Origin of the sequence: Propionispira raffinosivorans DSM 20765, from assembly GCF_000381065.1 — a bacterium.
Lineage (GTDB): Bacteria > Bacillota > Negativicutes > Selenomonadales > Selenomonadaceae > Propionispira > Propionispira raffinosivorans.
In genome coordinates this window covers 74,353-99,150 of sequence record NZ_KB905843.1, presented here as the reverse complement: position 1 = coordinate 99,150, position 24,798 = coordinate 74,353, and the positions used below count along the sequence as shown (strand labels likewise).

Annotated in this window: 27 protein-coding genes and 1 tRNA gene; 20 read left to right on the top strand and 8 right to left on the bottom strand. The window is 37.1% G+C overall.

Annotation, left to right across the window (positions count from 1 at the left end; all coding sequences use genetic code 11):
- Positions 1-177 precede the first annotated feature (177 nt).
- Together F606_RS0105460 and F606_RS0105455 are read left to right on the top strand one after the other, a co-directional pair.
- Complete coding sequence (locus F606_RS0105460; RefSeq protein WP_019552871.1) at positions 178-1,002, top strand: helix-turn-helix domain-containing protein; 825 nt, start codon at positions 178-180, stop codon at positions 1,000-1,002.
- Positions 1,003-1,157: 155 nt separating this feature from the next.
- Positions 1,158-2,003 (top strand): aldo/keto reductase, encoded by an 846-nt coding sequence (locus tag F606_RS0105455; protein ID WP_019552870.1) that lies wholly within the window; start codon positions 1,158-1,160, stop codon positions 2,001-2,003.
- A 130-nt stretch (positions 2,004-2,133) separates the two neighbouring features.
- Here the strand turns inward: F606_RS0105455 and F606_RS0105450 are convergent, their stop codons facing one another.
- From F606_RS0105450 to F606_RS20655, 4 genes are all read right to left on the bottom strand, one after another.
- The gene (locus F606_RS0105450; RefSeq protein WP_019552869.1) at positions 2,134-3,486 is read right to left on the bottom strand and encodes a 4Fe-4S binding protein; all 1,353 of its coding nucleotides are present in this window, start codon (positions 3,484-3,486) and stop codon (positions 2,134-2,136) included.
- Positions 3,470-4,174, bottom strand: coding sequence for a hypothetical protein (locus F606_RS0105445; RefSeq protein WP_019552868.1), 705 nt, complete (start codon positions 4,172-4,174; stop codon positions 3,470-3,472). Before F606_RS0105445 ends, F606_RS0105450 begins: the two co-directional genes overlap by 17 nt.
- A 348-nt stretch (positions 4,175-4,522) precedes the next feature.
- Positions 4,523-4,861 carry a TM2 domain-containing protein gene (locus F606_RS0105440; RefSeq protein WP_019552867.1) on the bottom strand — a complete coding sequence of 113 codons (339 nt, stop codon included), beginning with the start codon at positions 4,859-4,861 and terminating at the stop codon, positions 4,523-4,525.
- A 140-nt stretch (positions 4,862-5,001) separates the two neighbouring features.
- Positions 5,002-5,379, bottom strand: coding sequence for a helix-turn-helix domain-containing protein (locus F606_RS20655; protein WP_019552866.1), 378 nt, complete (start codon positions 5,377-5,379; stop codon positions 5,002-5,004).
- A 138-nt stretch (positions 5,380-5,517) separates the two neighbouring features.
- Here F606_RS20655 and F606_RS0105430 point away from each other — a divergent pair, with 138 nt between their 5' ends.
- The 3 genes from F606_RS0105430 (at position 5,518) to F606_RS22215 (ending at position 8,313) form a co-directional block, all read left to right on the top strand.
- Positions 5,518-5,811, top strand: a complete 294-nt coding sequence (locus F606_RS0105430) for a hypothetical protein (protein ID WP_019552865.1) — start codon at positions 5,518-5,520, stop codon at positions 5,809-5,811.
- 294 nt (positions 5,812-6,105) lie between these two features.
- Positions 6,106-6,885 (top strand): EFR1 family ferrodoxin, encoded by a 780-nt coding sequence (locus F606_RS0105425; RefSeq protein ID WP_019552864.1) that lies wholly within the window; start codon positions 6,106-6,108, stop codon positions 6,883-6,885.
- 177 nt (positions 6,886-7,062) lie between these two features.
- Positions 7,063-8,313 (top strand): SH3 domain-containing protein, encoded by a 1,251-nt coding sequence (locus tag F606_RS22215; protein ID WP_211210035.1) that lies wholly within the window; start codon positions 7,063-7,065, stop codon positions 8,311-8,313.
- Between the two features lie 112 nt (positions 8,314-8,425).
- Here F606_RS22215 and F606_RS0105415 read toward each other — a convergent pair whose 3' ends face one another.
- Positions 8,426-9,970: an ABC-F family ATP-binding cassette domain-containing protein gene (locus F606_RS0105415; protein ID WP_019552862.1), complete on the bottom strand. Its 1,545-nt coding sequence runs from the start codon at positions 9,968-9,970 to the stop codon at positions 8,426-8,428.
- 227 nt (positions 9,971-10,197) lie between these two features.
- On the opposite strand from F606_RS0105415, the gene recA reads away from it, so the two are divergent.
- Both recA and F606_RS0105405 read left to right on the top strand, forming a co-directional pair.
- Entirely contained in the window at positions 10,198-11,283 is a 1,086-nt protein-coding gene (gene recA, locus F606_RS0105410; protein ID WP_033368216.1) for a recombinase RecA, read from the top strand.
- A gap of 107 nt (positions 11,284-11,390) precedes the next feature.
- Entirely contained in the window at positions 11,391-11,900 is a 510-nt protein-coding gene (locus tag F606_RS0105405; protein ID WP_019552860.1) for a hypothetical protein, read from the top strand.
- A 66-nt stretch (positions 11,901-11,966) separates the two neighbouring features.
- Here F606_RS0105405 and F606_RS0105400 read toward each other — a convergent pair whose 3' ends face one another.
- A complete protein-coding gene (locus F606_RS0105400) occupies positions 11,967-12,884 on the bottom strand; it encodes a LysR family transcriptional regulator (RefSeq protein ID WP_019552859.1) in 918 nt (305 codons plus the stop codon).
- Positions 12,885-13,325: 441 nt separating this feature from the next.
- Between F606_RS0105400 and F606_RS0105395 the strand changes: the two genes are divergently transcribed.
- The 7 genes from F606_RS0105395 to F606_RS22210 all read left to right on the top strand — a co-directional run bounded on the left by F606_RS0105395 (position 13,326) and on the right by F606_RS22210 (position 20,242).
- Positions 13,326-14,564, top strand: a complete 1,239-nt coding sequence (locus tag F606_RS0105395) for an MFS transporter (RefSeq protein WP_019552858.1) — start codon at positions 13,326-13,328, stop codon at positions 14,562-14,564.
- A gap of 203 nt (positions 14,565-14,767) precedes the next feature.
- Positions 14,768-14,983: a hypothetical protein gene (locus F606_RS0105390; protein WP_019552857.1), complete on the top strand. Its 216-nt coding sequence runs from the start codon at positions 14,768-14,770 to the stop codon at positions 14,981-14,983.
- A 60-nt stretch (positions 14,984-15,043) separates the two neighbouring features.
- A complete protein-coding gene (gene tadA, locus F606_RS0105385) occupies positions 15,044-15,526 on the top strand; it encodes a tRNA adenosine(34) deaminase TadA (RefSeq protein WP_019552856.1) in 483 nt (160 codons plus the stop codon).
- Positions 15,527-15,998: 472 nt separating this feature from the next.
- A tRNA-Ser gene (locus F606_RS0105380) sits at positions 15,999-16,086 on the top strand.
- Between the two features lie 187 nt (positions 16,087-16,273).
- Entirely contained in the window at positions 16,274-17,062 is a 789-nt protein-coding gene (locus F606_RS0105375) for a DUF6685 family protein (protein WP_019552855.1), read from the top strand.
- A gap of 46 nt (positions 17,063-17,108) precedes the next feature.
- Positions 17,109-19,106 (top strand): AAA family ATPase, encoded by a 1,998-nt coding sequence (locus F606_RS0105370; protein WP_019552854.1) that lies wholly within the window; start codon positions 17,109-17,111, stop codon positions 19,104-19,106.
- Positions 19,103-20,242 carry an HNH endonuclease gene (locus F606_RS22210; RefSeq protein WP_019552853.1) on the top strand — a complete coding sequence of 380 codons (1,140 nt, stop codon included), beginning with the start codon at positions 19,103-19,105 and terminating at the stop codon, positions 20,240-20,242. The genes F606_RS0105370 and F606_RS22210 overlap by 4 nt, the downstream gene beginning before the upstream one ends.
- 38 nt (positions 20,243-20,280) lie before the next feature.
- Here F606_RS22210 and F606_RS0105360 read toward each other — a convergent pair whose 3' ends face one another.
- Both F606_RS0105360 and F606_RS22205 read right to left on the bottom strand, forming a co-directional pair.
- On the bottom strand, positions 20,281-21,411 hold the full coding sequence (locus F606_RS0105360) for a tyrosine-type recombinase/integrase (protein ID WP_019552852.1): 1,131 nt from the start codon (positions 21,409-21,411) through the stop codon (positions 20,281-20,283).
- A 211-nt stretch (positions 21,412-21,622) separates the two neighbouring features.
- The gene (locus tag F606_RS22205; protein ID WP_019552851.1) at positions 21,623-22,009 is read right to left on the bottom strand and encodes a type II toxin-antitoxin system RelB family anti-toxin; all 387 of its coding nucleotides are present in this window, start codon (positions 22,007-22,009) and stop codon (positions 21,623-21,625) included.
- Positions 22,010-22,233: 224 nt separating this feature from the next.
- Here F606_RS22205 and F606_RS20635 point away from each other — a divergent pair, with 224 nt between their 5' ends.
- The 6 genes from F606_RS20635 to F606_RS23445 all read left to right on the top strand — a co-directional run bounded on the left by F606_RS20635 (position 22,234) and on the right by F606_RS23445 (position 24,707).
- Positions 22,234-22,437, top strand: a complete 204-nt coding sequence (locus F606_RS20635) for a helix-turn-helix domain-containing protein (protein ID WP_019552850.1) — start codon at positions 22,234-22,236, stop codon at positions 22,435-22,437.
- A 1-nt stretch (position 22,438) separates the two neighbouring features.
- Positions 22,439-22,747, top strand: coding sequence for a hypothetical protein (locus F606_RS0105345; protein WP_019552849.1), 309 nt, complete (start codon positions 22,439-22,441; stop codon positions 22,745-22,747).
- Positions 22,744-23,298 (top strand): hypothetical protein, encoded by a 555-nt coding sequence (locus F606_RS0105340; RefSeq protein WP_019552848.1) that lies wholly within the window; start codon positions 22,744-22,746, stop codon positions 23,296-23,298. Before F606_RS0105345 ends, F606_RS0105340 begins: the two co-directional genes overlap by 4 nt.
- Entirely contained in the window at positions 23,295-23,774 is a 480-nt protein-coding gene (locus tag F606_RS0105335) for a hypothetical protein (RefSeq protein ID WP_019552847.1), read from the top strand. Before F606_RS0105340 ends, F606_RS0105335 begins: the two co-directional genes overlap by 4 nt.
- Before the next feature lie 102 nt (positions 23,775-23,876).
- Positions 23,877-24,047 (top strand): hypothetical protein, encoded by a 171-nt coding sequence (locus tag F606_RS23130; RefSeq protein WP_019552846.1) that lies wholly within the window; start codon positions 23,877-23,879, stop codon positions 24,045-24,047.
- Positions 24,048-24,545: 498 nt separating this feature from the next.
- Positions 24,546-24,707: a hypothetical protein gene (locus F606_RS23445; RefSeq protein WP_154651107.1), complete on the top strand. Its 162-nt coding sequence runs from the start codon at positions 24,546-24,548 to the stop codon at positions 24,705-24,707.
- Positions 24,708-24,798 lie beyond the last annotated feature (91 nt).

The window sequence follows — 24,798 nt, the reverse complement described above, 5'->3', positions numbered from 1 at the left end:
TTTTTGGTTCTTTGTCAAGTGTTAGTGGTGTTCATGAGCATTTCAAAGGGAAAAGCCAAAACAACTACTGGTTGATTTTTATGTAGAAACTTCAAATAATGTTTGTTGGACATTCAATATATTTAGGCATAGAATTATTTTTGACAGTACTGTTAACTAAGATTAAGGATGATGTTTATGTTAAATAATATAGAATTTGGAAAAAGAATTGTGCTATTGAGAAAAAATAAAAATTATACACAAGAAAAAATGAGCTCTTTTTTAAATGTTACGCCACAAGCAATTTCTAAGTGGGAAAATGGTGATTCATTGCCTGATACAGGGCTATTACCTTTGTTGGCTCAAGTGTTAGAAGTATCTATAGATTATTTGTTAGCTGGTGAGATCCTGTTAGAAAAGATAAGCCCTTATGATAATCAATATCAAAAAGAAACGTACTATTGGGGAAAGGAACCGTCTTTACTAGCAAAACAAATTATAAAATTAGTTGATGATATACCAAATAGAAGTTTGCTAGACATTGGAAGCGGCGAAGGTCGTGATGCAGTATATTTTGCAAAGAATGGGTTTCAAGTTGATGCGTTAGAGATATCTGAACCTGGTATAGAAAAAATACGGAAACATAGTGAAGAAAATGGCTGTAATGTTCATATTTTGCATGAAAATATGATTAACTACGAATTGAAAAAAACATATAATATTATTTATTCAAGTGGAAGTTTGCAATTTTTACCGCTTGATCAAAGAAAAGATCATTTTGAAAACTATAAGAAACATACGGCTGTCGGAGGAATTAATGCACATTTAGTTTTTGTAGAAAAGCCTTTTATTAAGATTGCACCAGACTGGGAGAAAAATGAATTCTTTTATTTATCAGGTGATGTGGCTAAGTTCTATGCAGATTGGCAAATTCTATATTATGATGAGCAAATTATAGACTGTAACTCAGCTGGATTGGCACATCAACATGCAGTTTGTTGCATAATAGCAAAAAATAGATAGAATTTATTTCAAAATATTATCCATCACGTTGCCTGCTCTAAATTTTCGATAAGTAAAATGCAATATAAATACCTAATAATATTTACTAATACAATGACATTCTAGAGCAGTCGGTATATAATATATCTAAAACAAAACATTGAGGTGGATGAATTTTGAAAAATACAATTCCCGAAGTCATCTTAAACGATGGTTTAGCATTACCACGTGTTGGTTTTGGCACCTATACGTTAAATGGGGCTGCAGGGGTACAGGCAATACTAAGCGCCATAAATATTGGCTATCGTTTATTAGATTCAGCTTTTAATTATGAAAATGAAGGAGTAGTTGGTGAAGCTGTGCGACGTTCATTCATTCCACGAGAGCAGCTATTGATTACTTCCAAATTACCAGGAAGACATCATTCATATAATGAAGCCATTACCACGATCCAAGAATCTTTATATCGAGCAAATTTAGATTATTATGATCTTTATTTAATTCATTGGCCAAACCCGATTAAAAATTTATATGTAGAAGCGTGGCAAGCGTTAATCGATGCAAAAAAATGGGGGTTAATCCGATCTATTGGAGTTTGTAACTTTTTGCCAGAACATATTGAACGATTGATTCAAGAAACTGGCGTAATACCGAGCATCAATCAGATTGAATTACACCCTTTTTTCTCGCAAAAAGAACAACTTATATATAATCAAAAACACGGAATTGTTACTGAATCATGGAGTCCCTTAGGCCGCAAAAATACTCTACTGATGGAAAATAAGGAACTTTTAAGAATTGCAGAAACACATCATAAATCCATATCACAAATCATTCTTCGATGGCACATACAACTCGGATCAATTCCTATACCGAAGTCTTCCTCTCCAAAACGCCAACTTGAAAATTTAGCTCTTTTTGATTTTACCCTAAGTGAACAAGATATGATGATGATTTCGATATTAAATCAAGAAAATGGACGTCTTGCTAACCAAAATCCAGCCAGTTACGAAGAGTTTTAAATGATAAAAATCCGCAACCTTTAACTATAAAGATTGCGGATTTTATCATTTATTCCTAATGTGGCACTTACCTGTGCTGAGGGTGCTTCGGCGGTGGTTTTTTTAGAGTGGATCAAGAAGCTGTGACCAGTTAGGCACGATGTGACATTGGCAGTAGGAAAATATATACATTTAACAAGGTCAATAGAATAATTAATATCACATAAGGAATATATGAGTATATCGCTTGTTTTTTAGGGTCATTGCTTTGTGGTCCGTAATTAAATCCAGAAATACGATATGCTGTATACGCAGACCCTATCGCACCTAAGAACAACAATGTAAATTGCATGATTTCTATTGTATTCGCAGATAGTAATGCTGTTGAACTTGGCTGTACATGTATTCCAAACATTGCCATACCAGCATATAAAACAGATTTTCCTTCGGCGAGCAAATGAAATAAATTATGTGCCATATGTCCGGCAAAATCCAAGGGGATTAATGCATAGCCAAAACGAGCAAAATTTATATATGTCGAAGCAGAGTTTATACGAGAACTAATCCAGCTTGTAATATAAAGCAACAAAACAGGAATCGCCATAGCAATAGCAAAAATTACGGTAAATGTTATCGCATAATTATCCGTGCCTAAAAATATTTCCAAATAATGTTGTGCTTCAGCCCAGACGTCAAGCATTGTAATGTTTTGAACAAAAACGATTCCCATAATAATTACCGCTAAGAAAGCTTCTGCAACTTTAGGGCGTTGAATAAACCAAAGTTCTTTTGTTGGCATACGAAGGGAAACCTTGATAGAATCATTGGGACAATTTTTTATACAGTCTCCACAAAAATTACAGGAAGCATTGCTGTCCATTGTTTTAGGAAATTCAAACATTGGACATCCGGGAGCTTGTTCTCCACCTTTATAGCAAGCTGCTACATTACACGTTTTACATTTTTCAGGAGAACTCCGAAGTTCTAAAGCTGCACTACGTGAATAATTACCTGACAGTCCACCTAAAAAACAAAGATAACGGCACCAAGTTCGACGCTCAAAAAAAGCTCCAGAAAAAATTACGCCTGTAGTAATTAAGAGCATTATAACGCCAGAGCCGCGGGGATATTCTACCATACCAAAAACATGATCACTCCAGGTAATTAGCACATATATAAAATCAATAATCCATATGCCATATTTTTTTAAAAAACGAGGTACGGGACGATGATTGCCTACAAATTTTTGCACAAAATCACTTAACATAGCAAAAGGACAAATTGCACACCAAACACGTCCTACAATCAAGAAGGTTAGCGGAATAATAGACCACCAAAAAATCCAGGTCATTGCAGTACCAAAATTATCATGCGGGGAAGAACTTCCAAAGAGCATTTGAAAGATAATAACGCAAAATACGATAGCTGTAGGCCATTGCAAGATTCCAGGATACCAGCGACTTTTAAAAATTCTTTTTAATACATAATTAAATTTTTCGTCCATTTCCCAACACCTCCTTGTTTCTGAATTTCATTACGCCAGCAGAAATAACAACGATAGTATTAAACAACAAAAAGGTATAGATAAATGGCCAATTAGGACCGACACCTGCTTTTCCTGTTGTCCGGTCATCATGTTTATGGTGATTTGGTTCTTCACCTGCATTTTCAGAACCGTGGCTTTTATGGATATCTTCTCCGGACATAGTATTTCCTTCCGACGTACTTGCATCGGAAGCATGTTCATGAGACATCTCCATATCATCGTCCATAACCATTGTAGAATGTTGATTAACGACGGGTTCTTCACCTGCATTTTCAGAATCGTGGCTTTTATGGATATTTTCTCTGGACATAGTATTTCCTTCCGACATACTTGCATCGGAAGCATGTTCATGAGACATTTCCATACCATCATCCATAACCATCGTAGTATGCTGATTAACGACTGGTTCTTCACCTGTATTTTCTGAACCATGGCTTTTATGGATATCTTCTCCGGACATAGTATTTCCTTCCGACGTACTTGCATCAAAAGTATGTTCATGAGACATTTCCATACTATCATCCATAACCATTGTAGTATGTTGATTAACGACTGTTTCATTAGAATGATTCGCTGCATAGCCTGGTGATAAAAAAATCCCTGCTGCTGCAAGGCTGATTAAAATTCCCAACCAGAATTTTTTCAAACAGAACACCTTCTCTTATTATGTTTGGTTTTATTTTACAATTTAAATATCAAGAAACTATGAAGAACATGTTAATAACTTATGAAAATTATTAATATCACTCTGTCGTTTCAGTAAATGCTGTTTTTAGGGTGGGAAGAATTAGATCAATTTAAATAAAGAGACGACTAGATTTTATTCTAGTCGTCTCTTTATTTAGGCACTGTATAAAGTTGAATTACATTATTAATAATTTTATCACAATAACCCGGCTAGCAAGGCCATAAAGCTTTGCGTGGATCGTTGCTTTATTGATAGTCTTAATGAATTTACATAATAAATAATTGCAATAGAGATAGATGGTTAATTTTACTGGACTGCTTCGGACAATGCTTCTTTTTTAGAAGCGGCAATAGCTAAAACATCTTGTAAAATATTTGATTCTAGGCCATTGTTTTTTTCTTCAATGCGACTGCCGATAAAAAACACATCAATAAGTGCCCAAATTCCGATACCGCCAAGTGTTAATAACATACATATTCCTCGAATGGTATCCCCAGCATAAAAGCGATGACCGCCAAAAGCTCCGGTAAAAAACCATAATAAATAAGCGATTGTTTTTGATTTGTTCTTTTTGTCAAACTCGCTTTGTAATAATACTAATTGTTCAGGGGATAGATTGCTTTTTGCTAATAAATTTGAATCCATATCAACACTTCTTCCTTGAATTTATTGTAAGCTGCAATGCAGTTGTTACTAAGTTTACTCTAGCTTAATATTTCGTTTATAATATTTTAAATTTCCCGATTGGATAGGTCATCTGTTACTATTTTATTTGATGGGATATCTTAATTCGTGCTGAACGTTGGTGCGGAAATTTTTGCAGATAAATTAAGAATATATTTCTTTAAAATAGCACGGTCGCTTTTGGGGAGTTCCAAATATGTAAGAAGCAGCTGCTGGTCAAATTTATCCAGATTATAGGTCTTTGCCAGATGTTCTATAGCAGAGTCGTCAGGTTCAATAAACATTTCACCGATACCAGTACGCAGCCAAGTTTCATTTACATTAAATATAGAACAAATGGTTTTTATATGACGGTCGAGAATTTCTCGCTTACCAACTTCTAGCATACCTAATGTAGATTGTCCCATACCAAGTAACTTTGAAAATTCTGCTTGATTTAATTTTAGTGATTGACGGATTTTTTTTATTCGATTATACATATTGTCACCCCTTAAAAGAAATTATCACAAACGAAATAAAAATACAAGTATATTATTATATTATATTGATTTTTATTTTATTAGTGATATAATTATAAATATAAAATCACAAATGAAATAAATAAAGGAGAGGGTATTATGCAAGTTTTTGAAATGGCAACGCAGGAGTTATTGTTGAAGCACGAAGAAGGAAATTTGAAAAACTTGGAGGACATATCGGCAGATTATTATTGGGCGCAGAAGGCGATCAATCAATTAGAGGAAGAATTAGAAGCAAATTTACCGCAAGAAACTATGACAAAAATAAGGGAGAGTTGGTATAAACTTGGACTGCAGGAAAGTATTGCCGAAGATATCTTTTATGACCAAGGGTTTTCCGATGGTGTACGAATGCTTTTGGAATCTTTAACATGGGGTCCGGTACGAAGATAGTTTACGGATGTCTACAGAAGAATGCCTCTCGCAAAGAGAGGTATTTTTCTTTTAGCAGGCAAGTGATCGAACTTGACTGGGGCAGGTTATTTTATTGTCTTTAGCGAAATAAAATAATAGAATAAATGTTCAAGCAATATATGTATAATTGTGAAAAAACGGTTCATAATATACAAAAAAGCGTTTTACAAATCATTTTGTTATCCTTTTAAATAGCAAAGTGCGCTCATAGAGGGGGATCTTGTTTTAGGCAGTTTTTAAATAAGATTCATTCAGGGAGGTTTTGATTTTCAGATGAAAACAACGATTTATTATTATTCGGCTACCGGAAATTCGCTCCATGCTGCTAAGAAAATCAGTGAAGGAATAGGGGATTGTAAGCTAGTGGCAATGGCCTCACTTGGCGATCAAAATAAAATTTTAGTAGATGGCGATCAGATTGGCTTGGTCTTTCCCCTGCATTATTTTAGTGTTCCACCATTGGTGAGGGAGTTTGTTGAACGATTAGAAATACCCAGTGCAGCCTATGTATTTGCTGTTGTGACATGCGGAAGTTCAGCGTTTAGCAGCGCTTTGAGTCGGGTTAAGCATATTTTAGGGAAAAAAGATCAGCAGCTTTCGGCGGGGTTTCTTGTGCAAATGTTATCCATTTATCTTCCATTATCTGCATTGCCTTCTATTGATAAACAAGATAAATTGTTGGCAAAAGCGGATCGTAAACTCGATCGCATCATCGCTATGATTTCTAAGCGAGAACATCATTTCGACGGGGAACATATCAAAAGTCTTTGGACGGCGATTTCACGTTATTGGCAAAAAAATCAACTGCCGAATTCGTATAAAAAATTCTCCTGCGCTGATTCTTGTACGGTGTGTGGACTTTGTAAGAAAATCTGTCCAGTGGGAAATATTCAATTGGAGTCGGGTAAGGTTCAGTGGTTGAACAATTGCCAGGAATGTCTGGCGTGCCTGCATGTTTGCCCAGTACAATGTATTGAGTTCGGCAAACGTACGTCTGGCCGTCGACGTTATCGTCATCCGCAAATTACGGTAAAAGAATTGATCACTAAATAAATTTGTAATCCTCCGTATCAGTAATTTTTTAGTCAAAGGAGTTTCAAAAATCATTTTGTTATCCTGTTAGAAAGTAAAATGAAAGGAATTGATTCGTCCATGCAGTTTTTAAAAGGGAATTTTAGTTTGAAAAACAGGTTTATAGTTTCCTGTGCCATGGTTTTCATATATTACGCAGTGAGTTCAGTTTCTGTACTGGCAAGTTCAGCGGATGTTAATAATGTGGATTTTTGGCGCAAAAATTTAAAAAATGGTGATGCCGTTATTATGAACAATAATGACATTACAAAATATAATAAAGAGATGCTTCGTAAACAACCGACCACGAATTATGATTTAAAAAATTATCCGAAATCTGTTAAAGGCACGACGCTGCAAGCCATGTTACAGGAAAATGATTTTCCGACAGGGTATGTGAACGGGCAGTCCATTTCGGGTTCCTTTAAAAATCAAATATTGAGTAACATGAATCTAGGAGCCGCAGCCGTTGATAATCCCGTAAAATGGGGATTAGCGGTTAGACGTTCTTCTTTACGTTTATATCCTGCAACTGAGGGGATTTTTGATGATGCGGATGATCAGGAGTTTGATTCCTTGCAAGCTACGATTATCAATCCGGGTGAGGCAGTAGCTATATTATATAAGAGTACCGATCAAAAATGGAATTTTGTCCAAAGTAATAATTATCGAGGCTGGGTTTGGGCTGATAATATTGCCGAAACGAGTTATAAAGAGTGGCTGAAATGGCAAAATCCGGATCATTTTTTGGTAGTGACGGCGGCTGAACTCAATCTACAAACGAAGTCTGAGGCTTTATTGCTGGAAATGGGATCACATTTACCTGTTGTTGGTAAAGATAAGAATAATTATATTGTAAAATTACCACAACGGCAGAGTGATGGGAAAGCAGTTTTTATCAAAAAAACAGTTTCTGCTGATGATCAGGTGCATTTAGGAAATTTATCTTATACACGTGCGAATATCATTAAACAGGCTTTTAAATTTTATGGACAGCCATATGGCTGGGGTGGCCTGGAAAATAGTGTGGACTGTTCGAGCTTTGTTATGGATATTTATCGCTCTTTTGGCTTTATGATGCCGCGTGATGCGGATACGCAGGAGGTTGCAGTCGGTAAGGTCCAAAGCGTTACACCACAAAATGTGCAGTCGGTTCTGGATTCAACGTTGCCGGGGGCTACACTTCATATGGACGGACACGTGATGCTTTATCTTGGACATATGGATGATCAGTATTATGTGATCAATTCATTAGGTTCCTATGGTGACAGTAATAATGTAGGCAGTGACGGGCGTTTGGCAAGAGTGCCAGTGATGCAAGTTGTCACAACGGATATAAAAAATACCTCTTTGCGAAGTGGTAAAAGCTTTATGGAAGGCTTGCGTACAGTTAAAGAATGGCAATATTAATTGTAATTTGATATAAAAAGGCCCGCGAACGTATTGGATTTCACGTGAAATCGTTAATGCGTTTGCGGGCTTTTTTGTATTTCGTTTCCGTTTGGTGAAAACAGGGGATCCTTTAGATTGCCCAGTCTTCGCAATTCCATACATCGGTTACGATGTCTTTATAAAATTCTGGTTCATGACATACTAAAATCATGCTGCCTTCATAGGCTTTTAGGGCACGTTTTAATTCGTCTTTTGCATAAACGTCGAGATGATTGGTTGGTTCATCTAAAACGAGTATATTGGTTGGCTTATTAATAAGTTTACATAATCTTACTTTGGCTTGTTCACCACCGCTTAGGCGGTTGATAGGGCTTTCAATATGCTGATGACTCAGTCCGCATTGAGCTAAGTTGCGTCGTACTTCGCTGCGGGTTGCTTCAGGAAATTTTAACCAGACATCATCGAGGACGATGCTCGTATTTTCTTCGGCTAATTCCTGTTCGAAATAGCCGATAGACTGGTAATCACCCAAGTCAATATTTCCATCAATTGGTTCTAATAAACCGAGCAGACTTTTCAGCAAGGTAGATTTACCCAAGCCATTAGCACCGACTATAGCTATTTTTTGTTCTCTTTGCATTTTTAAATTGAGGGATTTGCTCAGTGGTTTTTGATAACCAATCACTAGATTTTTGGATTGGAAGATCATGCTGTCAGAGCGGCGAGCTTTTTTGAACTGAAATTGAGGTTTCATATTTTCGCTTTTTATTTCAATGCGGTCTATTTTCTCTAATTTCTTTTCTCTGGATTTTGCCTGTTTGGCGGTGGAAGCACGGGCCTTATTTTTTCGAACAAAATTTTCAAGCTTGGAAATTTCGTTTTGCTGTTCTTTGTATTCGATCAGGCGTTGTTCTTTTTGGATTTCATATAGTTTAAGGAAATGCACATAGTTGCCAACGTATCTGGTTAGCTTTTTGTGTTCCAGATGATAGACGACATTGATGACATCATTGACAAATTCACTGTCATGGGAAATTAAGAGAAAAGCATTTTCATAGTGGATCAAATAACTTTTAAGCCATTCGATATGTTCTTCATCCAAATGATTGGTTGGTTCATCTAGGAGTAAGACATCCGGTTTTTCTAAAAGTAATTTTGCCAGTAAGACTTTGGTTCTTTGTCCACCGCTTAAATTTGATGCATCGACATCTAAAAATTCGCGGATGCCAAGACCGGCTGCCGTAGCTTGGATTTTTGAATCAATACCGTAAAAATCATTTTCATCTAAGATATCCTGCATACCGGCAATTTTTTGCAAGGTCTTATTACCTTCTTCTTCGCTTAAATTGCCAAAGTCATTATATAAGTCGGCAATTTGCGTTTCAAGATCAAATAAATAGGAAAAGGCACCTTTTAGTACGGTTTCAACGGTATTACCGTTTTTCAAGTCGACATGCTGATCCATATAGCCAACGCTGATTTTATTGCTCCATTCAATGTTTCCTGCATCTGGCAGCAATTGGTTGGTGATGATCTTCATAAAGGTCGATTTACCTTCGCCGTTGGCACCGACTAAGGCGATGTGTTCGCCTTTCAATAGTCGAAAGGATACATCACTGAAGATGGTTCTTTCACCAAAGGCATGGCTCATATTTTCAACTGTTAAAATACTCATTGTGTTATTACTTCCTTCTCGTTCTCGTAAATCTGTTTATTTTATACAAACGTGCAAGCGACGTCTCTTTTTTACGAAAATAGTCAATATCTTCTACTATAACACAAATTTTAGAATTATATTGGTTTAATCTATATTTAGGGTTGCTTTTCTTTTATATTTCTTTACAGAACACTTGTTTTGTGATATGTTTAAGAGAAATGAAGTGAATGTCTGGAGCGATGGCAATGGCAGATAAATCAATCGATAAAACTGGCAATAAAGAAGCCTCTTTGGCTTCTGCCTTAAAGCAGATCCGTAAAGATTTTGGTGAAGGTTCCATCATGAAACTTGGTGATGCGGCAGCAAAAATGAATATAGAAGTAATACCGACTGGCGTATTACCGCTCGATGTTGCACTTGGTGTGGGCGGGATTCCGCGTGGGCGCTGTATTGAAGTTTTTGGACCGGAGTCTTCGGGAAAAACGACAGTGGCTTTGCATATTATAGCAGCAGCCCAAAAGTTAGGCGGCGTGGCAGCATTTATTGATGCAGAACATGCACTAGATCCCAGTTATGCACGTAATTTAGGGGTAGATATAGATAACCTTCTGATTTCGCAGCCTGATTATGGAGAACAAGCCTTGGATATTGTAGATGCGCTTGTATGCAGCGCTGCAGTTGATATTATTGTAATTGACTCAGTAGCCGCTCTTGTGCCGAAAGCAGAGCTTGAGGGCGAAATGGGCGACTCTCACGTGGGGTTGCATGCAAGATTGATGTCACAGGCCTTGCGGAAACTGACTGGTATTGTCAGTAAATCGCAGACGACGGTTATTTTTATCAATCAGATCCGTGAAAAAGTGGGAGTTATGTTTGGTAGTCCGGAAGTTACGACAGGCGGACGGGCTTTAAAATTTTATTCTTCGATTCGGTTGGATGTGCGAAAAAAAGAACCGATAAAACAGGATAATGTGATCGTTGGCACTAGAACACGGGTGAAAGTTGTGAAAAATAAAGTCGCGCCACCTTTTAAAGAAGCGGAATTTGATATTATGTATGGGCATGGTATTTCGCGTGAAGGTATTATTGTTGATCTTGGGACAGAGATGGAAGTCATCAACAAAAGTGGAAGCTGGTATTCCTACCAGGATAAAAGAGTTGGTCAGGGCAGGGAAAATGTGAAGAAAACGATGATGGAAGATCCACAGTTAGCCGATGAGATTGAAAGTAAAATTAGAGCAATCTTACTTGCTGACAAAACCGCGGAAGTGGATAAGAAAGCCGTGCCTGCACCTGATGTTGAAGTCACAGATAAAGAATTAACAGAATGAGAGAATGATAATTTCATAGATTTATTTTTTGAGAGGCAGCTGGTTTTGCATAGCTGTCTTTTTTGCTATAATAGGAGTAGTTGTTTAGGGGGAAAAGAGGTTTTTAGATGGAGGCAAAAAATACAGGAAAATTATTTGTATACGCCGCGCTTTTTTTGGCAATTGCATTGATTATTCAAAATATTCGTGTGATATTGCCCTTGCCGGGTCCAATTACGATGTTTTTGATTGGCAGTTTACTCAATATGACACTTATTCTGGCTGTCTGTTATACAGGGGTGATGCCAACTAGTATCATTGCTATTTTATTGCCGTTTGTGGCATTTATGCAGGGGCAGCTGGCGATTGTTTTTATGATTCCAATTGTGGCGGTTGGCAATATCGTTTATGTTCTTTATTGCCGGAAATTTTGGCAGGGAAAATTTGTCTGGCTGGCTCCTTTTATAAAAATGGCTATTTTGTATGTAGGTTCTTTGTGGGTTATTCACATGCTGCACCTGCCGGAAAAGACAGCGGCCATTTTATCCTTCATGATGAGCTGGCCGCAAATTGTTACCGGTTTAATGGGAATCATTTTAGCCAGAATCATGCTGAAAAAACTACCAAAGAAAATATAAAGAAATCCCCTGAACTATGTTTTTCAGCAAAACATAGTTCAGGGGATTTCTTTGTGATTCTTTGTTTTAAAATTCTTTGATATAAGGTGCCAGCGGCACAGATTCCTGATTCGCAAAGGCATCAATAATGAATTGTTGAAACTTTCTTGCTGCCGGAGAAAGATACTTATTTGTATTCCAGGCAATCCCTAAAGGTCGCGTGCAAAGCGGTGCTGATACGGGAATAAAGACGATTTCTAGATATTCGAGGCCGGGTATATGAGGGATAAGGGCAACGCCAAGATTAGCAGCAACCAGGCTGGCCACGGTCATGATTTCATCGCCTTCAAATGTAATTTTTGGACGAATCGATGCTGTTTCAAAGAATTGATCACCAAGCAAACGGAGTCCATACATCGGTTTGAAGGTGATAAATGGTTCATGGACGATTTCTTCAAGACGAATACTTTTTCGTTTAGCCAGGGGATGCTTCGAGGGGACAATAACAAAAAGTTCCTCGGAACAAAGTGAAACCCAGCCTAGAGTTTCCGTTGTCATTAATGTTGAGCAAAGACAAAGATCGGTATCACCATCGATTAACTCTTTGGTCAGTAAAGCTGAGTTGTTTTGATTTAAATTAAACTGAATTTTAGGGTATTTCTTTTTAAAATTACTTAAAAGGACAGGTACTAAATAACTGCCTAAAGAATGTAAAAAAGATAAACTTACTACACCTTGATCAGGTTCTGACAAATTAACCAGAGCCTGCTTGCCGTTGGCAATTTCTTGCAAAGCTCGTTCAACGTGAATTAAAAAAGTCTGGCCATATTGTGTTAATTTGATTTTTTTACCGACACGATTAAAAAGCGGGACACCAAGTTCCTTTTCCAATTTCGCAATGGAACGGCTGAGTGCAGGCTGTGATACGGATATACTTTCAGCTGCCTGCGTGAAGTGATTGATACGTGCCAATACTTTGAAGTACTCTAATTGATTTAATTCCACAGGAATCCTCCTAAATTGTATTTAGTAGTTACTACCGTTTGAATTTATGATGCATAAAAAGTATTGTTTGAATTTTATTATAATAGAAAGATTCAATAAATTCCATGACTATTTTTTATTATTTATATAGATATTTATTATTGAAAACTTATATTTACGCGAATTATAGCTTAAAGTAAATATAATAATAACTATTAGTAATTATTTAGCTTTAATATATATTTTATATTTATGTTATTTAATTATAATAATTATGTTTATTGCGCATGACTTAAATTAACATAACCGATAAACATAGATCATTGCAAGAACTATCAGTATAAATATTTAATATAATGCACTAAAGTTATCATTTGTATCTAAACGGTGTATTGGACACATAGATAGAGGGCGCGTAGTATAAAGATAAAGAAAGAGTTGCTATATAAGAGGATGATTATAGTGAATGAATATATACAAAAAGGTACAGTAAAATATTGGCGGGCAATTGCGAGTCTGTTTTTAGGGAGCTTTGTTGCTTTTGGCGTCGAGTGTTTTGTGCAGCCGATTATTCCGGTTTTGGCAGAAAACTTTAAGTTGACGCCGATGACGGCAGGTCTTGCAATGTCTTTCGCCACAATGGGAATGGCAGTGTCGATGCTGCTGATTGCCGGTTTTGCCAAAAATTTAAATCGTAAATATACAATGACGGTTGCTTTACTGATATCATCGTTATTGGCAATTGGTGTTTCAGTCAGTCCGGATTTTCAGCTTATTTTGGAAATTAGGGCATTACAGGGTTTTTTACTGGCGGGGTATCCGGCTTTAGCTTTGGTCTATATCAATGAAGAGTTCGAACCAGCTGTGATTGGTCGGGTTGTAGGTTTTTATGTCGCGGGGATTACAATCGGTGGCTTGGTGGGGCGTTTGGTAATTAGTGTGCTCACCGATTATGTTTCTTGGCGAGTTGGGATTGGCAGCGTGGGGCTAATTTATGTGCTGATTAGTGTGCTGTTTTATTTTGCTTTGCCGGCATCTAAAAACAAACCAGCGGCTGGAAGACAGTCTGTTCCTATTTTGGACAATATAAAAGAAACTTTTACCAACACCAAGCTTTGGGGGATTTATGGTATAGCATTTTTGATCTTTGGTGCTTTTACTTGTATTTATAATTATATTACGTATATTTTTATGGCAGCTCCTTACAATTTAAGTCAAACATTAATTGGATTTATTTTTCTGATGTATGTTTTTGGCACAATTGGTTCTGCGGTTCTGGGGCGTATGTCAGATCAATATGGCAATGGGCGCATATTATGCTTTGGACTTATGATTATGATCGTTGGGGTGACTTTGACGCTGGCAACAAGCCTTATTATTAAAATTTTTGGCTTGGCAATTTTAACTTTTGGTTTTTTTGGCAGCCACTCTGCCGCTTGCAGTTGGGCAGGAAAAATAGCATCTTTTAAGATAAAAGCCTCTGCATTGTCTTTGTATATGTTTTTCTATTACGTAGGCGGTAGTGCGATCGGGGCTGCAGGCGGTGCTTTTTTGAAAAATTATGGTTGGACGGGCATTATCTTGATGGTCATCCTTCTTTTGATAGGGGCACTGGCACTGTGCTTCCAATTGACGTTCAGTCAATTGCTAATTTATGAACAAAATGACATGCGCAATTTGAAAAAAGCAGTACAAAATTAACTTGTTATTGCTCATAATATAAAGTTTAAAATCTTCGTACTTAAACGACATTATAACAATTTGAAAGCTAATATTCATTAATTCAATTATAGCAATAAGGAAAAAGTCCTATTATTTTTACAGAAACTATTAAGTTTTTACAAATAATGCCGATAATATTAGTAACAAGGATGTTAATTCAAGTAGTTTAAGGGGGAGACGTCATGTTACCAAAAGTATCGGAAATTATTAGGGTTCAAAAAATTCATCAATACGATCTGAAAAATAAGTATGATCAACAAAGTCAATCTTTTGACAACCCGAAGAAAAAGAAACAATCAGCTTTCCGAAACATATTGAAACATACAATGGAAAAGTCAGTAGAAGAACAACCCTCGGCAGCATATACATTGGAGTTGGGCAGGATGCCTCGAGTTTGACGCTTTTTTAGTGGTAGTGTATAATGCACTCATACAAGTAGTGGAGTGTGGAATGACAAGATGAATCAAGATGAAACATATATGAGACTTGCTTTGGCAGAAGCACAGAAAGCATTCGATTTGGGCGAAGTACCAATAGGCGCGATTTTGGTGGATAGAAATGGCGGCATAATTTTTTCTGGGCATAATATGCGTGAATCTTGGCATGATGCAACGGCACATGCAGAAATGATTGTGATTCAAGAAGCTTGCAAGCAGCTGAAACGTTGGCGTTTAACGGGAACGACATTATATGTCACGATAGAACCTTGTCCAATGTGTGCAGGTGCACTTGTTATGAGCCGAATTGATCGTATTGTTTATGGTGGTTTGGACTATAAAGCTGGCGCAGCAGAATCGGTATTTAATATTGTCGATAATGCTGCATTGAATCATCAATTGCAGGTTACAGCAGGCGTTTTAAGTGATGAATGTTCTGCAATAATGAAAACATTTTTTCGCCAGCGTAGGAAAACGAATAAACAAGAAAAAAAAGCAAGATGAATTGTTCTGTAATATTTTACGTAACAATTCATCTTGTATTTTTTGTTAAAAAGGATTTTTTTGAAAAAACTAGCTTTATGTATTTTATTTTTAAGCATTCTATGATATAATATTTTATGTTCTCTATAGAACACTTACGGAGAGGTGTCCGAGTGGTCGAAGGTGATTGACTCGAAATCAATCTAGCAGAAATTGTGTTTTTTAGAGAAAGTGCCGCGAAGCCTTGATATTGCTGATATTTTGACTGCATAAAATTATGCTTTTAAGTAATTATTTTACAGTTAGGGTGCAACTGGGGTGCAGTAGCGGTAATGCATCATAAGAGAATGTAATTTTTATTCATTCTGTTTTTTGTTATGTATGCAGAAAAATTTCATAAAGTTTCATGTTATGATGAAACAGTTTTTTATCAGTGGTTTTTATTTATTACCATTTATGGTATACTATTACCGTTGATTAAGAACATGGTTATGGAGAGGTGTCCGAGTGGTCGAAGGTCTCTGACTCGAAATCAGACGTACCGCAAGGTACCGTGGGTTCGAATCCCACCCTCTCTGCCAGTAGTATTTTATAAGGCTTCGTGTGGCTTGCACGGAGCCTTTTTTGCATTTGTTTTTAAAAAGAGGCAATGAGGGCGAGTGATTAAAAAGCTTGTCTTAGTTGATATTTTCATAAAATAAAATCCTAAGGGATTAAGGAGATGTTAATATTAAGGCTTTAAAGGTTTTAAAAGATATTTTGAAATGCGTGAATACTCCTAAGCAAACAGCCAGGAATCACATTAAACAGCTATATGAAGACATTACAAACTACCCATACAAGGATTGTTGCATAAACTGGAATCAATCCACTCTTTTCTTTTATAATGAATTAATCCGTTATGTAAGAAAATATTCGAAATTTCAAGATATTATTACAACAAGTGACATCATAGACATAAAGTTAGATATATTAACGGTGGATAAAATCTCAGATGCGAAGACAACTGAAATAAAAAGAAGAAATTTACAAGATTTTTCTATGTCGTTGGATATAGATGGACCGGTTATGTTTGAGACGGAATTAGATTTTCAAAATAATACAAAGCATTTAAATGAAAGAGTAGTTCGCTGGAATGCTTCTATTCAAACGTGGAATAATGAGGTTTGTATACATAATTATGATGGGGCTCATCATCTAGCGGCAGTTTATCGTCAGTGTTTTGAACAAGGACGAAAATATTATCTAAACACAAGTTTTTGTTTTGAGAGTATTGATTATTCTTATTTAAATCAGCTTTTAGAAAACTATTATTTAATATATTCGGATGAGGAAAATATAAAGGCAATTCAAGAGTTCTATCAAATGGCTTTTGGGTATTACAATTGTGCAGATAAAATAATTTGTAATGATATTAGCTGTATATCTCATCCTATATTGTGGTTAAGAAAAGATTTTGAGCTTAACAAAAAGATTGTTGAAGAGCTTTGCAAGAATAAAGAGAAATTCATCAATCTGAATGCAGAAATTGAAAAATTGTATTTATTTAAGATATAGAGCTTAGATAAATACTCAAAATTAATCATTTTAAGGAGTGACCTCAATGGAGTTAGTGTTTTTTTGGATTAAAGGTTATGAGAAAATAAAATCAGAAGCATTTAATTTCAGTTCTAATTTTCAATTTTCATATAATGCAAATAAGTTATTTTTTGAAGAAAATAATGAGGCTGTAAATATTTTTGCAGAAAATACTCCCAATATTTCTAATGTTACAGTGATTGTTGGTGAAAATGGTAGCGGTAAAACTACCTTGCTTATGGCACTCAGTGATGTTTACAGAATAGAGTCAATTGAGGGGGCTTCTGCTATACCATATATTATTATTTTTTTTCAACCAGCTACAGAAAAAAACATGCCAGGTGAATTTTTTATATGGTATAGCAAGTTGGATGAAAATATAGAACAAATAAAGAGGCAAGAAAAATATAAATTTTTTTTCAACACCAAAAGTTTAAGTGAAAGTATTTGCATGGTTAATTATACAAATACTTTCAGTTGTTCTAGTTATATGGCGTCTTTTCTAAAGTCGGAGGGGCATTTTTACAATTTATCATTAATGCAAAGTCTTCAATCAGCGAAGAGCAACGCAGTTGAGATGCGTGTTACCAATAATGAGTCTGATCCTATATTAAATTTTTTCCATAAATCAACCCAAAGACAAATGAGAGCTTTGGAATCAGCGAACTTACCATTTACATTGTCTAGATTAGCTGTGAAGAAGATGAATTATCGAGATATTATTCAAGACTTAATCAAAAATAAGTTTAGTGGATTTAGAGTTATAAAAAAACAGATAAATGATATTTTTCAATCTGAAAAGTTTGATTTTCTACAAGCGGAAGATGCTCGATTTTGTATAGAGGGTATTCTTTTTTCTTTGTTACGGCGTATTGTTCCAGCTCTGTCCAGTCAGAGTACTCAAAAATATTATATAAATATAAAAGAAATATTGGAAAAGTGGGAAGAAATAATCAGTTATAATAAAAATAACATTACAGATGATGTTGTTTTTATTATGAAATTTGTAAACGTTACGATGAATAAGATGATTAATCCACCGGCGAATAAAGCTGCAATTGCTATGGCATATAAAAAAACCATAAAATTTTTGTTAGAAGATGAAATTAAAACAGATATGCTTGATGATGGTATTTTATTGAATTTAAACGGTAAAAAAAATGTAGCGAAAATAAAGGCTTTTTATAATAATTATCTGGTAAGTATTGGACAGATATATGATTATTTGCTTTTTGAATGGGAAATGAGCACAGGCGAATTTGCTTTTTTTGATTTATATGCAACATTCTATGAATTGGGACAGAAAATACAGGATCAAGAAAGGCAATCAGGGACCAGGACACACAGTATGCTAATTCTAATGGATGAAGCGGATCTTTACTTACATCCGAAGTGGCAGCAGAAATTTGTAGAAAGAATTTTAGATATGATGCCTGCGATTTTTGAGGGAAAGAAAATTCAAATCATTTTTACAACACATTCGCCAATTTTTCTGTCTGATATTCCCAATCATCATATTATTTATTTAACCGGTTCTGATGATAAGATTGTTATTGATACGAATATAAAAAAGAAAACTTTTGCCGCCAATATATATAATTTATACAATGACTCTTTTTTCTTAAATGACAATAAGCATATAGGCATAATAGGTGATTACTCTAATGGAATCATTAAAACACTACGAGAAAATTTAGAGTCCATAAATAAGGACTTAAACAACTATGAGGATGATAGAAAGCATGAAATACAAACTTTGTCGAATTTGGAATATGTATCAGCGTATCGTCGTGTTTTAGAAAAAAATAAAAAGATAATTGATCTGATAGGCGAGCCATTGATAAAAAATATGTTGTTGAATTTATGGGAGTCTGCAAATGATAAACTTTCTGCTTGTTTTGATGATCATGTTCAGAACTCAACAGTTGTTATAGAAAAATTTAAAGATCTTACGCAGCCTGAACAAGTTAAGGTAATGGAATTTATTATTCGTAATCATAAACATTTAGGTGAAATGAAATGATTAAAATTGAGATTAGTACCGAAATGCAACGAAGACATTTGGAATATTTTCAAAATAAAATAGTACCCAATTTTGACAGCGCAAATTATGATGAAATTTTTCAAAGGAAAGTTACAAAGAAAAAAAATAAATTAAAATCTGCATCACCAGAACAAATGCAATGGTTTGATGAATTTAAGCAGCAAGGTATGTCAACTGAATTTGATGACTTTATCCAAATTTGTGAGAGCAATGCGGAATTGTTGGCAATTGGTGATGTTAATGTATTAAGAACACTGTATGATGAAATTTCAGTTGCATATAATGCTATACATATGTCCAGTGCTTTAGAACAAGAGATATACCAAGATGTAATATTAGAACTATTTGGCTATGAAAGATTTTCCAAACGAACAAGTACCGAACCGACTCAACCACTTTACTTAGAAAGCTATTGTGACAATCAAAAATTCGATACAAAATGGACACCATATACATTTGTATTTCTGTCAAATATAAGGGTTTGTCCATATTGTAATAGACAATATATAACACCTATACTTACCAAAGATGGTAAATGTCGGGCAGATTTAGACCATTTTCTCCCTAAAAGTAAATACCCATATTTTTCAATGTCGCTTTATAATTTGGTGCCAAGTTGCAAATTTTGTAATTCGTCACTAAAGGGGGATAAAGACTTTACATTTGATGATCCGAATCCTTATTGTGATAATTTTAATGATTATTTCAAATTTAAAGCAGAGTTCAAAAGTCTAATGGAGATAGATTTGAATGTTCATGTAAATACTCGCGATAAAGATATTAAAAATTTTTTAAAGGTATTTAAAACTGAAGAATTATATAAGTATCATAAAAATATTGCAGCGGATTTTATACGAAAAAAGTTAATGTGGACGGATAATTTATGGACGGATTTGTCAAAGAAAGGTTATAATCCGTATGCTGATCAAGCGGCATTGAAGGCTGCGATGATAGGATATCCGTATTGCAAAGAAAATATCAATCAAGAGGCTCTAGGAAAACTTAAAAGAGATTTAGCTGAACAATTAGATTTTGTGAAGAATGGAAATGAGGATGTTGACCTGATTGAAAAATTAAAATGCATAGTGAAGGAAGCTAAACGCCAGTGTAGATAAAAAAGGCACCGCTGCAAAAATGCAGCGGTGCCTTTCGTCTAGTTCGGGCAAATTTGGTCTAGGTAGGCGGCGATGTCGTTTTGTCTTTGAGGAACGTGATGGGTGTAGATGTCCAGGGTTACGCTGACGGAAGAATGTCCGAGGCGTTCCTGGACATCTTTTGCGTTCCAGCCGGCTTTGAAAAGTTGGGTGGCGTGGGTATGGCGGAGTCCGTGGGCGGTAATGGCAATATCGGCATTTTTGGCATTGCGTCCAAAAATATTGCAGAAACATACCGGCATCATGGGCAGTCCATTTTGCCGACAGATTACGAAGTTTTGATTTTGATAGTTTTTGTTTTTGAGTATTTCAGCGGCTTGCAGTTTTTTATAGTTTTTGAGTGCCGTCAAAAGTTTAGGCGGCAGGGATATAGCGCGGGCACTGGCTTGTGTTTTTGGCGCTTCAATAATAGGACCATCTTTGGTGCGAATAATAACCTGACTGATGGTAAGCTGTTGTTTGGCGAAGTTAATTTTATTCCAAGTCAGACCGAGCAGCTCTTCACTACGCATACCCGTCATATAGAGAATTTTGATCGCCATTTTCATTTTGTCGGATTTTGTTTTATCGATCAGAATTTGCACATCTTCGGGGGTCAGGGGATGAATTTCTTTTGCTTTTTTTCGCGGTTTTTTAATGCCGCGAGTGACGTCTTTGACGAGAATGTTTTCATCTACCGCCCTTCGGATCGCCATTTTTAAAATGGCAAGGACGTATTCTGCCGTGCGGGGCGAGTGTTGCGCCGCCAAATCGTTGACAAAATGCTGTATTTGTATAGGTAGCAGTTTGTCGAGTTTTACCGTACCTAAGTGCGGGGCAATGTAGTGTTTGGCTAGATATAGATAGGATTCGTAGGTGTTTTGCCGGACACTGCCTTTTTTATAGGTGTCAAGATATTTTGACACCCAGTCACCGACGGTGATCCGGTCAGCATCCATGTAATAGGTGTCTTTATATTTTGCCAGCATATCGTTTTTCTTGGTGATGATGTCTTTATTATTATCGGCATAGACACGACGGCGGATTGTTTTTCCGGTGGTGGTGTCAACCCCGATGCAGATGGAAGCAACCCAGCATTTTTTTGTTTTATCGTAGTAAATCGACCCTTCTCCGTTTCCTCGTCTTGCCATTTTTATAAACTCCTTTCTGTGGATAACTCTGTGGTTATCCTGTTTATATGCTGTGGATAAAAAAACATTGTCGTATTATTTGCGGTCGGGAGTGCCGTCTACTTTGCAGGGGAGTTTGCGGTCGCTATTCCGACAGATAAGTACTAAAGGAAATAAAACAAAATAAAACAGTAATAGCAGGGGTAGTTCGTAGGTTCAGCCGACAGGCAATTTATTTTTGTTTGTCGGTTTTGTAGTCAGCGGGTGTCTCGGCTATTTGACGACTCAGCATAAATTCCCGATAAAGTTGGCGCGGGTCGTTGCTGAGGGCGGTAATTACTTGGGCGGCTGTTTCAAAATTTTGTTCGGATAAAGAATCAATCTTTTTCAGAAGGTCCTGTGCTCTATCCGAAGGTTTTTCTGTGTGCGCATCAATGAGAAAATCAATCGTGACATTGAAAAGGGCTGCTATCTTTATCAGCATTTCAATTCTTGGTTCTCGTTTACCTGATTCATAGCCATTGATTGTAGCTTGTGTGACACCTAATTTTTCAGCAAGCTGTTTTTGTTGCAGTCCGGCTGAATTGCGAAGATCTTTTAACATTTGCGAAAATCCCAATCTAAGCACCTCCTTGATTTTTTACTCGTAAAGTTTAGGCTTATATAACGCTTCGTAATTATTTATAATACGATTTGTTATTAATTCTATTATAATATAACAAAGTGCGAATTGTAAATAGCAAAACGTATTTACAGGTCTTTAGACACATGCTATAATAAATTATAACGAAGTGTGAATATTAAAACGCATTTTGCTAATGTCAGATAAAAGGAAGTGGTTACATGACGATTATGGTGTCAATTAAAGAGTTTGCTGAGTTGACGGGTATAGGGATAAACCGGCTTCGTGAAATGACGAAAATCACTGGATTTCCGGCGATGCATTCGGGAAGACATACGTTGATCCATAAAGATGATGCTGTGAACTGGCTGCGTGATTATGTCAAGAAGCAGTCAAATGCCCAGGGCAGCAATCGACTAAGATGAAATGAATTATCTTAGTGAAATTAATGAATTTCATAAGCGGTGTTTGTATAATCCAGTCAGCGCACGAGCGATTGCTTTCTGGTTTATCCTAATGCATTATGCAAATAGTGCACGTTGGCATTTTCCACTGGTTATTCGGGAAAGTAAAATTCGCGGTGATTTAGGATTGAATCATGAGCAATTTATTATTGCCCGCAAGGAACTGGTCGATGGTGAATATATTATCCATGAAGTGCAGAGTGGGAACCGACCAGCAAAATATAGAATCGTCAGCCGTGGAAGTCTGACGAACAGAGGAGAGATTCAATGAAGATACTGGTGAGTGGTGAAATACGGGAACTTAGATACAGAGATTCTAATGGATTAGATACAATGTACGATATTTTGCTTGAAGAGAAGGCAATTTATGATAAGAAAAAAGGAATACCTGTTTTACGCAAGCCGGAAGAGTTTGAGGACTGGAAGATTTTTGCCAATGAACAGCAGTTGATTCAGCAAAAACGACAAAGCCTAATCCAAAAAGGGATACAGCCAATGTATTTGCAGCAGATCGATGTTCGAGCGGGAAAAATGACGTCGCTTTTTAAACGGAATCATTATATGTTTGCTGAATTATGTGATTTGGAGGCAGAATGGAATGCCTCGGTGAAAAATGATCCGTTGCAGAATGAATTTATGGAATTATTAAAAAACTCAAAGAAGATACAGGATATTATTCGGCTGGCGGATGCGACTCCGTTTACGATACAAGCGGCGGAATCGATGCAGACTGTTTTGAGTTTTATACATATTGCGCAAATTGATATGGAATACAACGATGCTGTTTTTGTCGAAGCTGCAGCGCCGGAGGTGACACCATGAGTTTATCAAAACAGGCTTTGCGTTTTTTGGATTTTTTAGCAGGGCATGAAGGGAAACTTAAAGAAAAAGAGATACGTGAGGTGCTTGGGGTCAGTCATGGAACGTTTATTCATGCCAGACGAGAACTGGTGGACCGACAATTTTTACAGTATACTTCACCAGGCGGGAATGAGCCGCCCACTTATAAAATAATCGAATCGGCAGCGCCGCTTTCGCCTACGGTGAAGGTTGGCAAGGTTTTGCCTCCCGCTGAGGTTAAATCGCTGATGCAAGAAGTGGATGTAATGCCAGAGGTTTCGGGTGAGTTTTTTTCGTATGATGATTGGGTCGATGCTTTGATCGGGCAGCTAGGCGATTGTGTAGATGTTGATTGTGAGGATATTGGTTTATACAGGGTGTTTTCGCATACCTATCAACAAGCGGCGCGATATAAAAGACAAGAAAATGAGAATGGATTCAGCGTTTACAAATGCTGATGCTATAGAAGTCTGTTTTTAGGTATAGTACCTATGGTGAAATTTTAGTAGAGAAAAGAGGCGGCGGATCGGCAAAGATTGTACCGAAAGGAGGCGATTTAAGTGGATTCGGATTCTACTGTAAAGAAAAATGTGGACACGCTGGGAAGATGTATCGATAATCTGGCGAAGTCACCAGCGGCAGAACATGATTCGGTGCTTATGTTAGTGACGAATTTGTGTACTGATTTTGATTTATTGAAAGAAGAGCTTCGTAAGAAAAATTGGTATTAAAAGGTTTGGGGTGCCGAGTGCGACCGCGGGGGCGGTCGCACTCGGCATTACGAAATAATGTAGGGGCGGTGGAATTACGCAGGCAACGGACAGCTGCCTTATGAGCAGTCCGTTGCCTGCGTGAATCCACATACAGAAAGTTGGTTCGATGCAGCCACGGGTGATGCGTTATCACAAGCGCCTACCTTTTGCAGGTTTGAATGGCGCGAAGCGAACTACGGATCGTCGCCTCGGTCACCCCGCCGCTTTTGGGGAGTATGCCCGCGCGGCTTAGTTTAGCGACTCCGCTTCCGCAGGCGGGCATAGTCGACCGCAGGTGCCCGGAGTCCTCCTCTCCCTTTTTCTTTTGTCGCATCATAATTGCCCTCGGCAGGAGTTGCCAGTGGTGGGGGTGAATGCGCAGCAGAGGGGGAGGAGGACGGAGAGTGAACACGGCGAACTGCCTGACGGGCGGCGTTTTTTGCCGTCCCTGTTTGTCAGGTTGTCCGCCATGTACACGTGGCAAGACGGCTCCCCAAAGGCGGCGGGGTGACAGCTGCAATGCCGTGGCAATCGAGAAGTTTAACCATGTTTCCTAGTAGTCAATTCGGATTTTATGGTCGGCACGGCTTGGTCGTTGCCGCGTGGGAGGGGCGTTTTTTGCCACTCCTAGGCGGATAGCCTCGGGCGCTGGCGGAATGGTGGCACAATCGATGCCGCCCCGTGCGAGTTGCATCGGCTGTGCCGCCAGTTCGGGCAGCGCAGGGCTCGA

Coding starts and splice junctions, on each gene's coding strand:
- F606_RS0105460 (WP_019552871.1), top strand. CDS start 178: ATGTTAAATAATATAGAATTTGGAAAAAGAATTGTGCTATTGAGAAAA.
- F606_RS0105450 (WP_019552869.1), bottom strand. CDS start 3,486: ATGGACGAAAAATTTAATTATGTATTAAAAAGAATTTTTAAAAGTCGC.
- F606_RS0105440 (WP_019552867.1), bottom strand. CDS start 4,861: ATGGATTCAAATTTATTAGCAAAAAGCAATCTATCCCCTGAACAATTA.
- F606_RS20655 (WP_019552866.1), bottom strand. CDS start 5,379: ATGTATAATCGAATAAAAAAAATCCGTCAATCACTAAAATTAAATCAA.
- F606_RS0105430 (WP_019552865.1), top strand. CDS start 5,518: ATGCAAGTTTTTGAAATGGCAACGCAGGAGTTATTGTTGAAGCACGAA.
- F606_RS0105425 (WP_019552864.1), top strand. CDS start 6,106: ATGAAAACAACGATTTATTATTATTCGGCTACCGGAAATTCGCTCCAT.
- F606_RS0105415 (WP_019552862.1), bottom strand. CDS start 9,970: ATGAGTATTTTAACAGTTGAAAATATGAGCCATGCCTTTGGTGAAAGA.
- recA (WP_033368216.1), top strand. CDS start 10,198: ATGGCAGATAAATCAATCGATAAAACTGGCAATAAAGAAGCCTCTTTG.
- F606_RS0105405 (WP_019552860.1), top strand. CDS start 11,391: ATGGAGGCAAAAAATACAGGAAAATTATTTGTATACGCCGCGCTTTTT.
- F606_RS0105390 (WP_019552857.1), top strand. CDS start 14,768: ATGTTACCAAAAGTATCGGAAATTATTAGGGTTCAAAAAATTCATCAA.
- tadA (WP_019552856.1), top strand. CDS start 15,044: ATGAATCAAGATGAAACATATATGAGACTTGCTTTGGCAGAAGCACAG.
- F606_RS0105370 (WP_019552854.1), top strand. CDS start 17,109: ATGGAGTTAGTGTTTTTTTGGATTAAAGGTTATGAGAAAATAAAATCA.
- F606_RS22210 (WP_019552853.1), top strand. CDS start 19,103: ATGATTAAAATTGAGATTAGTACCGAAATGCAACGAAGACATTTGGAA.
- F606_RS0105360 (WP_019552852.1), bottom strand. CDS start 21,411: ATGGCAAGACGAGGAAACGGAGAAGGGTCGATTTACTACGATAAAACA.
- F606_RS20635 (WP_019552850.1), top strand. CDS start 22,234: ATGACGATTATGGTGTCAATTAAAGAGTTTGCTGAGTTGACGGGTATA.
- F606_RS0105345 (WP_019552849.1), top strand. CDS start 22,439: ATGAATTATCTTAGTGAAATTAATGAATTTCATAAGCGGTGTTTGTAT.
- F606_RS0105340 (WP_019552848.1), top strand. CDS start 22,744: ATGAAGATACTGGTGAGTGGTGAAATACGGGAACTTAGATACAGAGAT.
- F606_RS0105335 (WP_019552847.1), top strand. CDS start 23,295: ATGAGTTTATCAAAACAGGCTTTGCGTTTTTTGGATTTTTTAGCAGGG.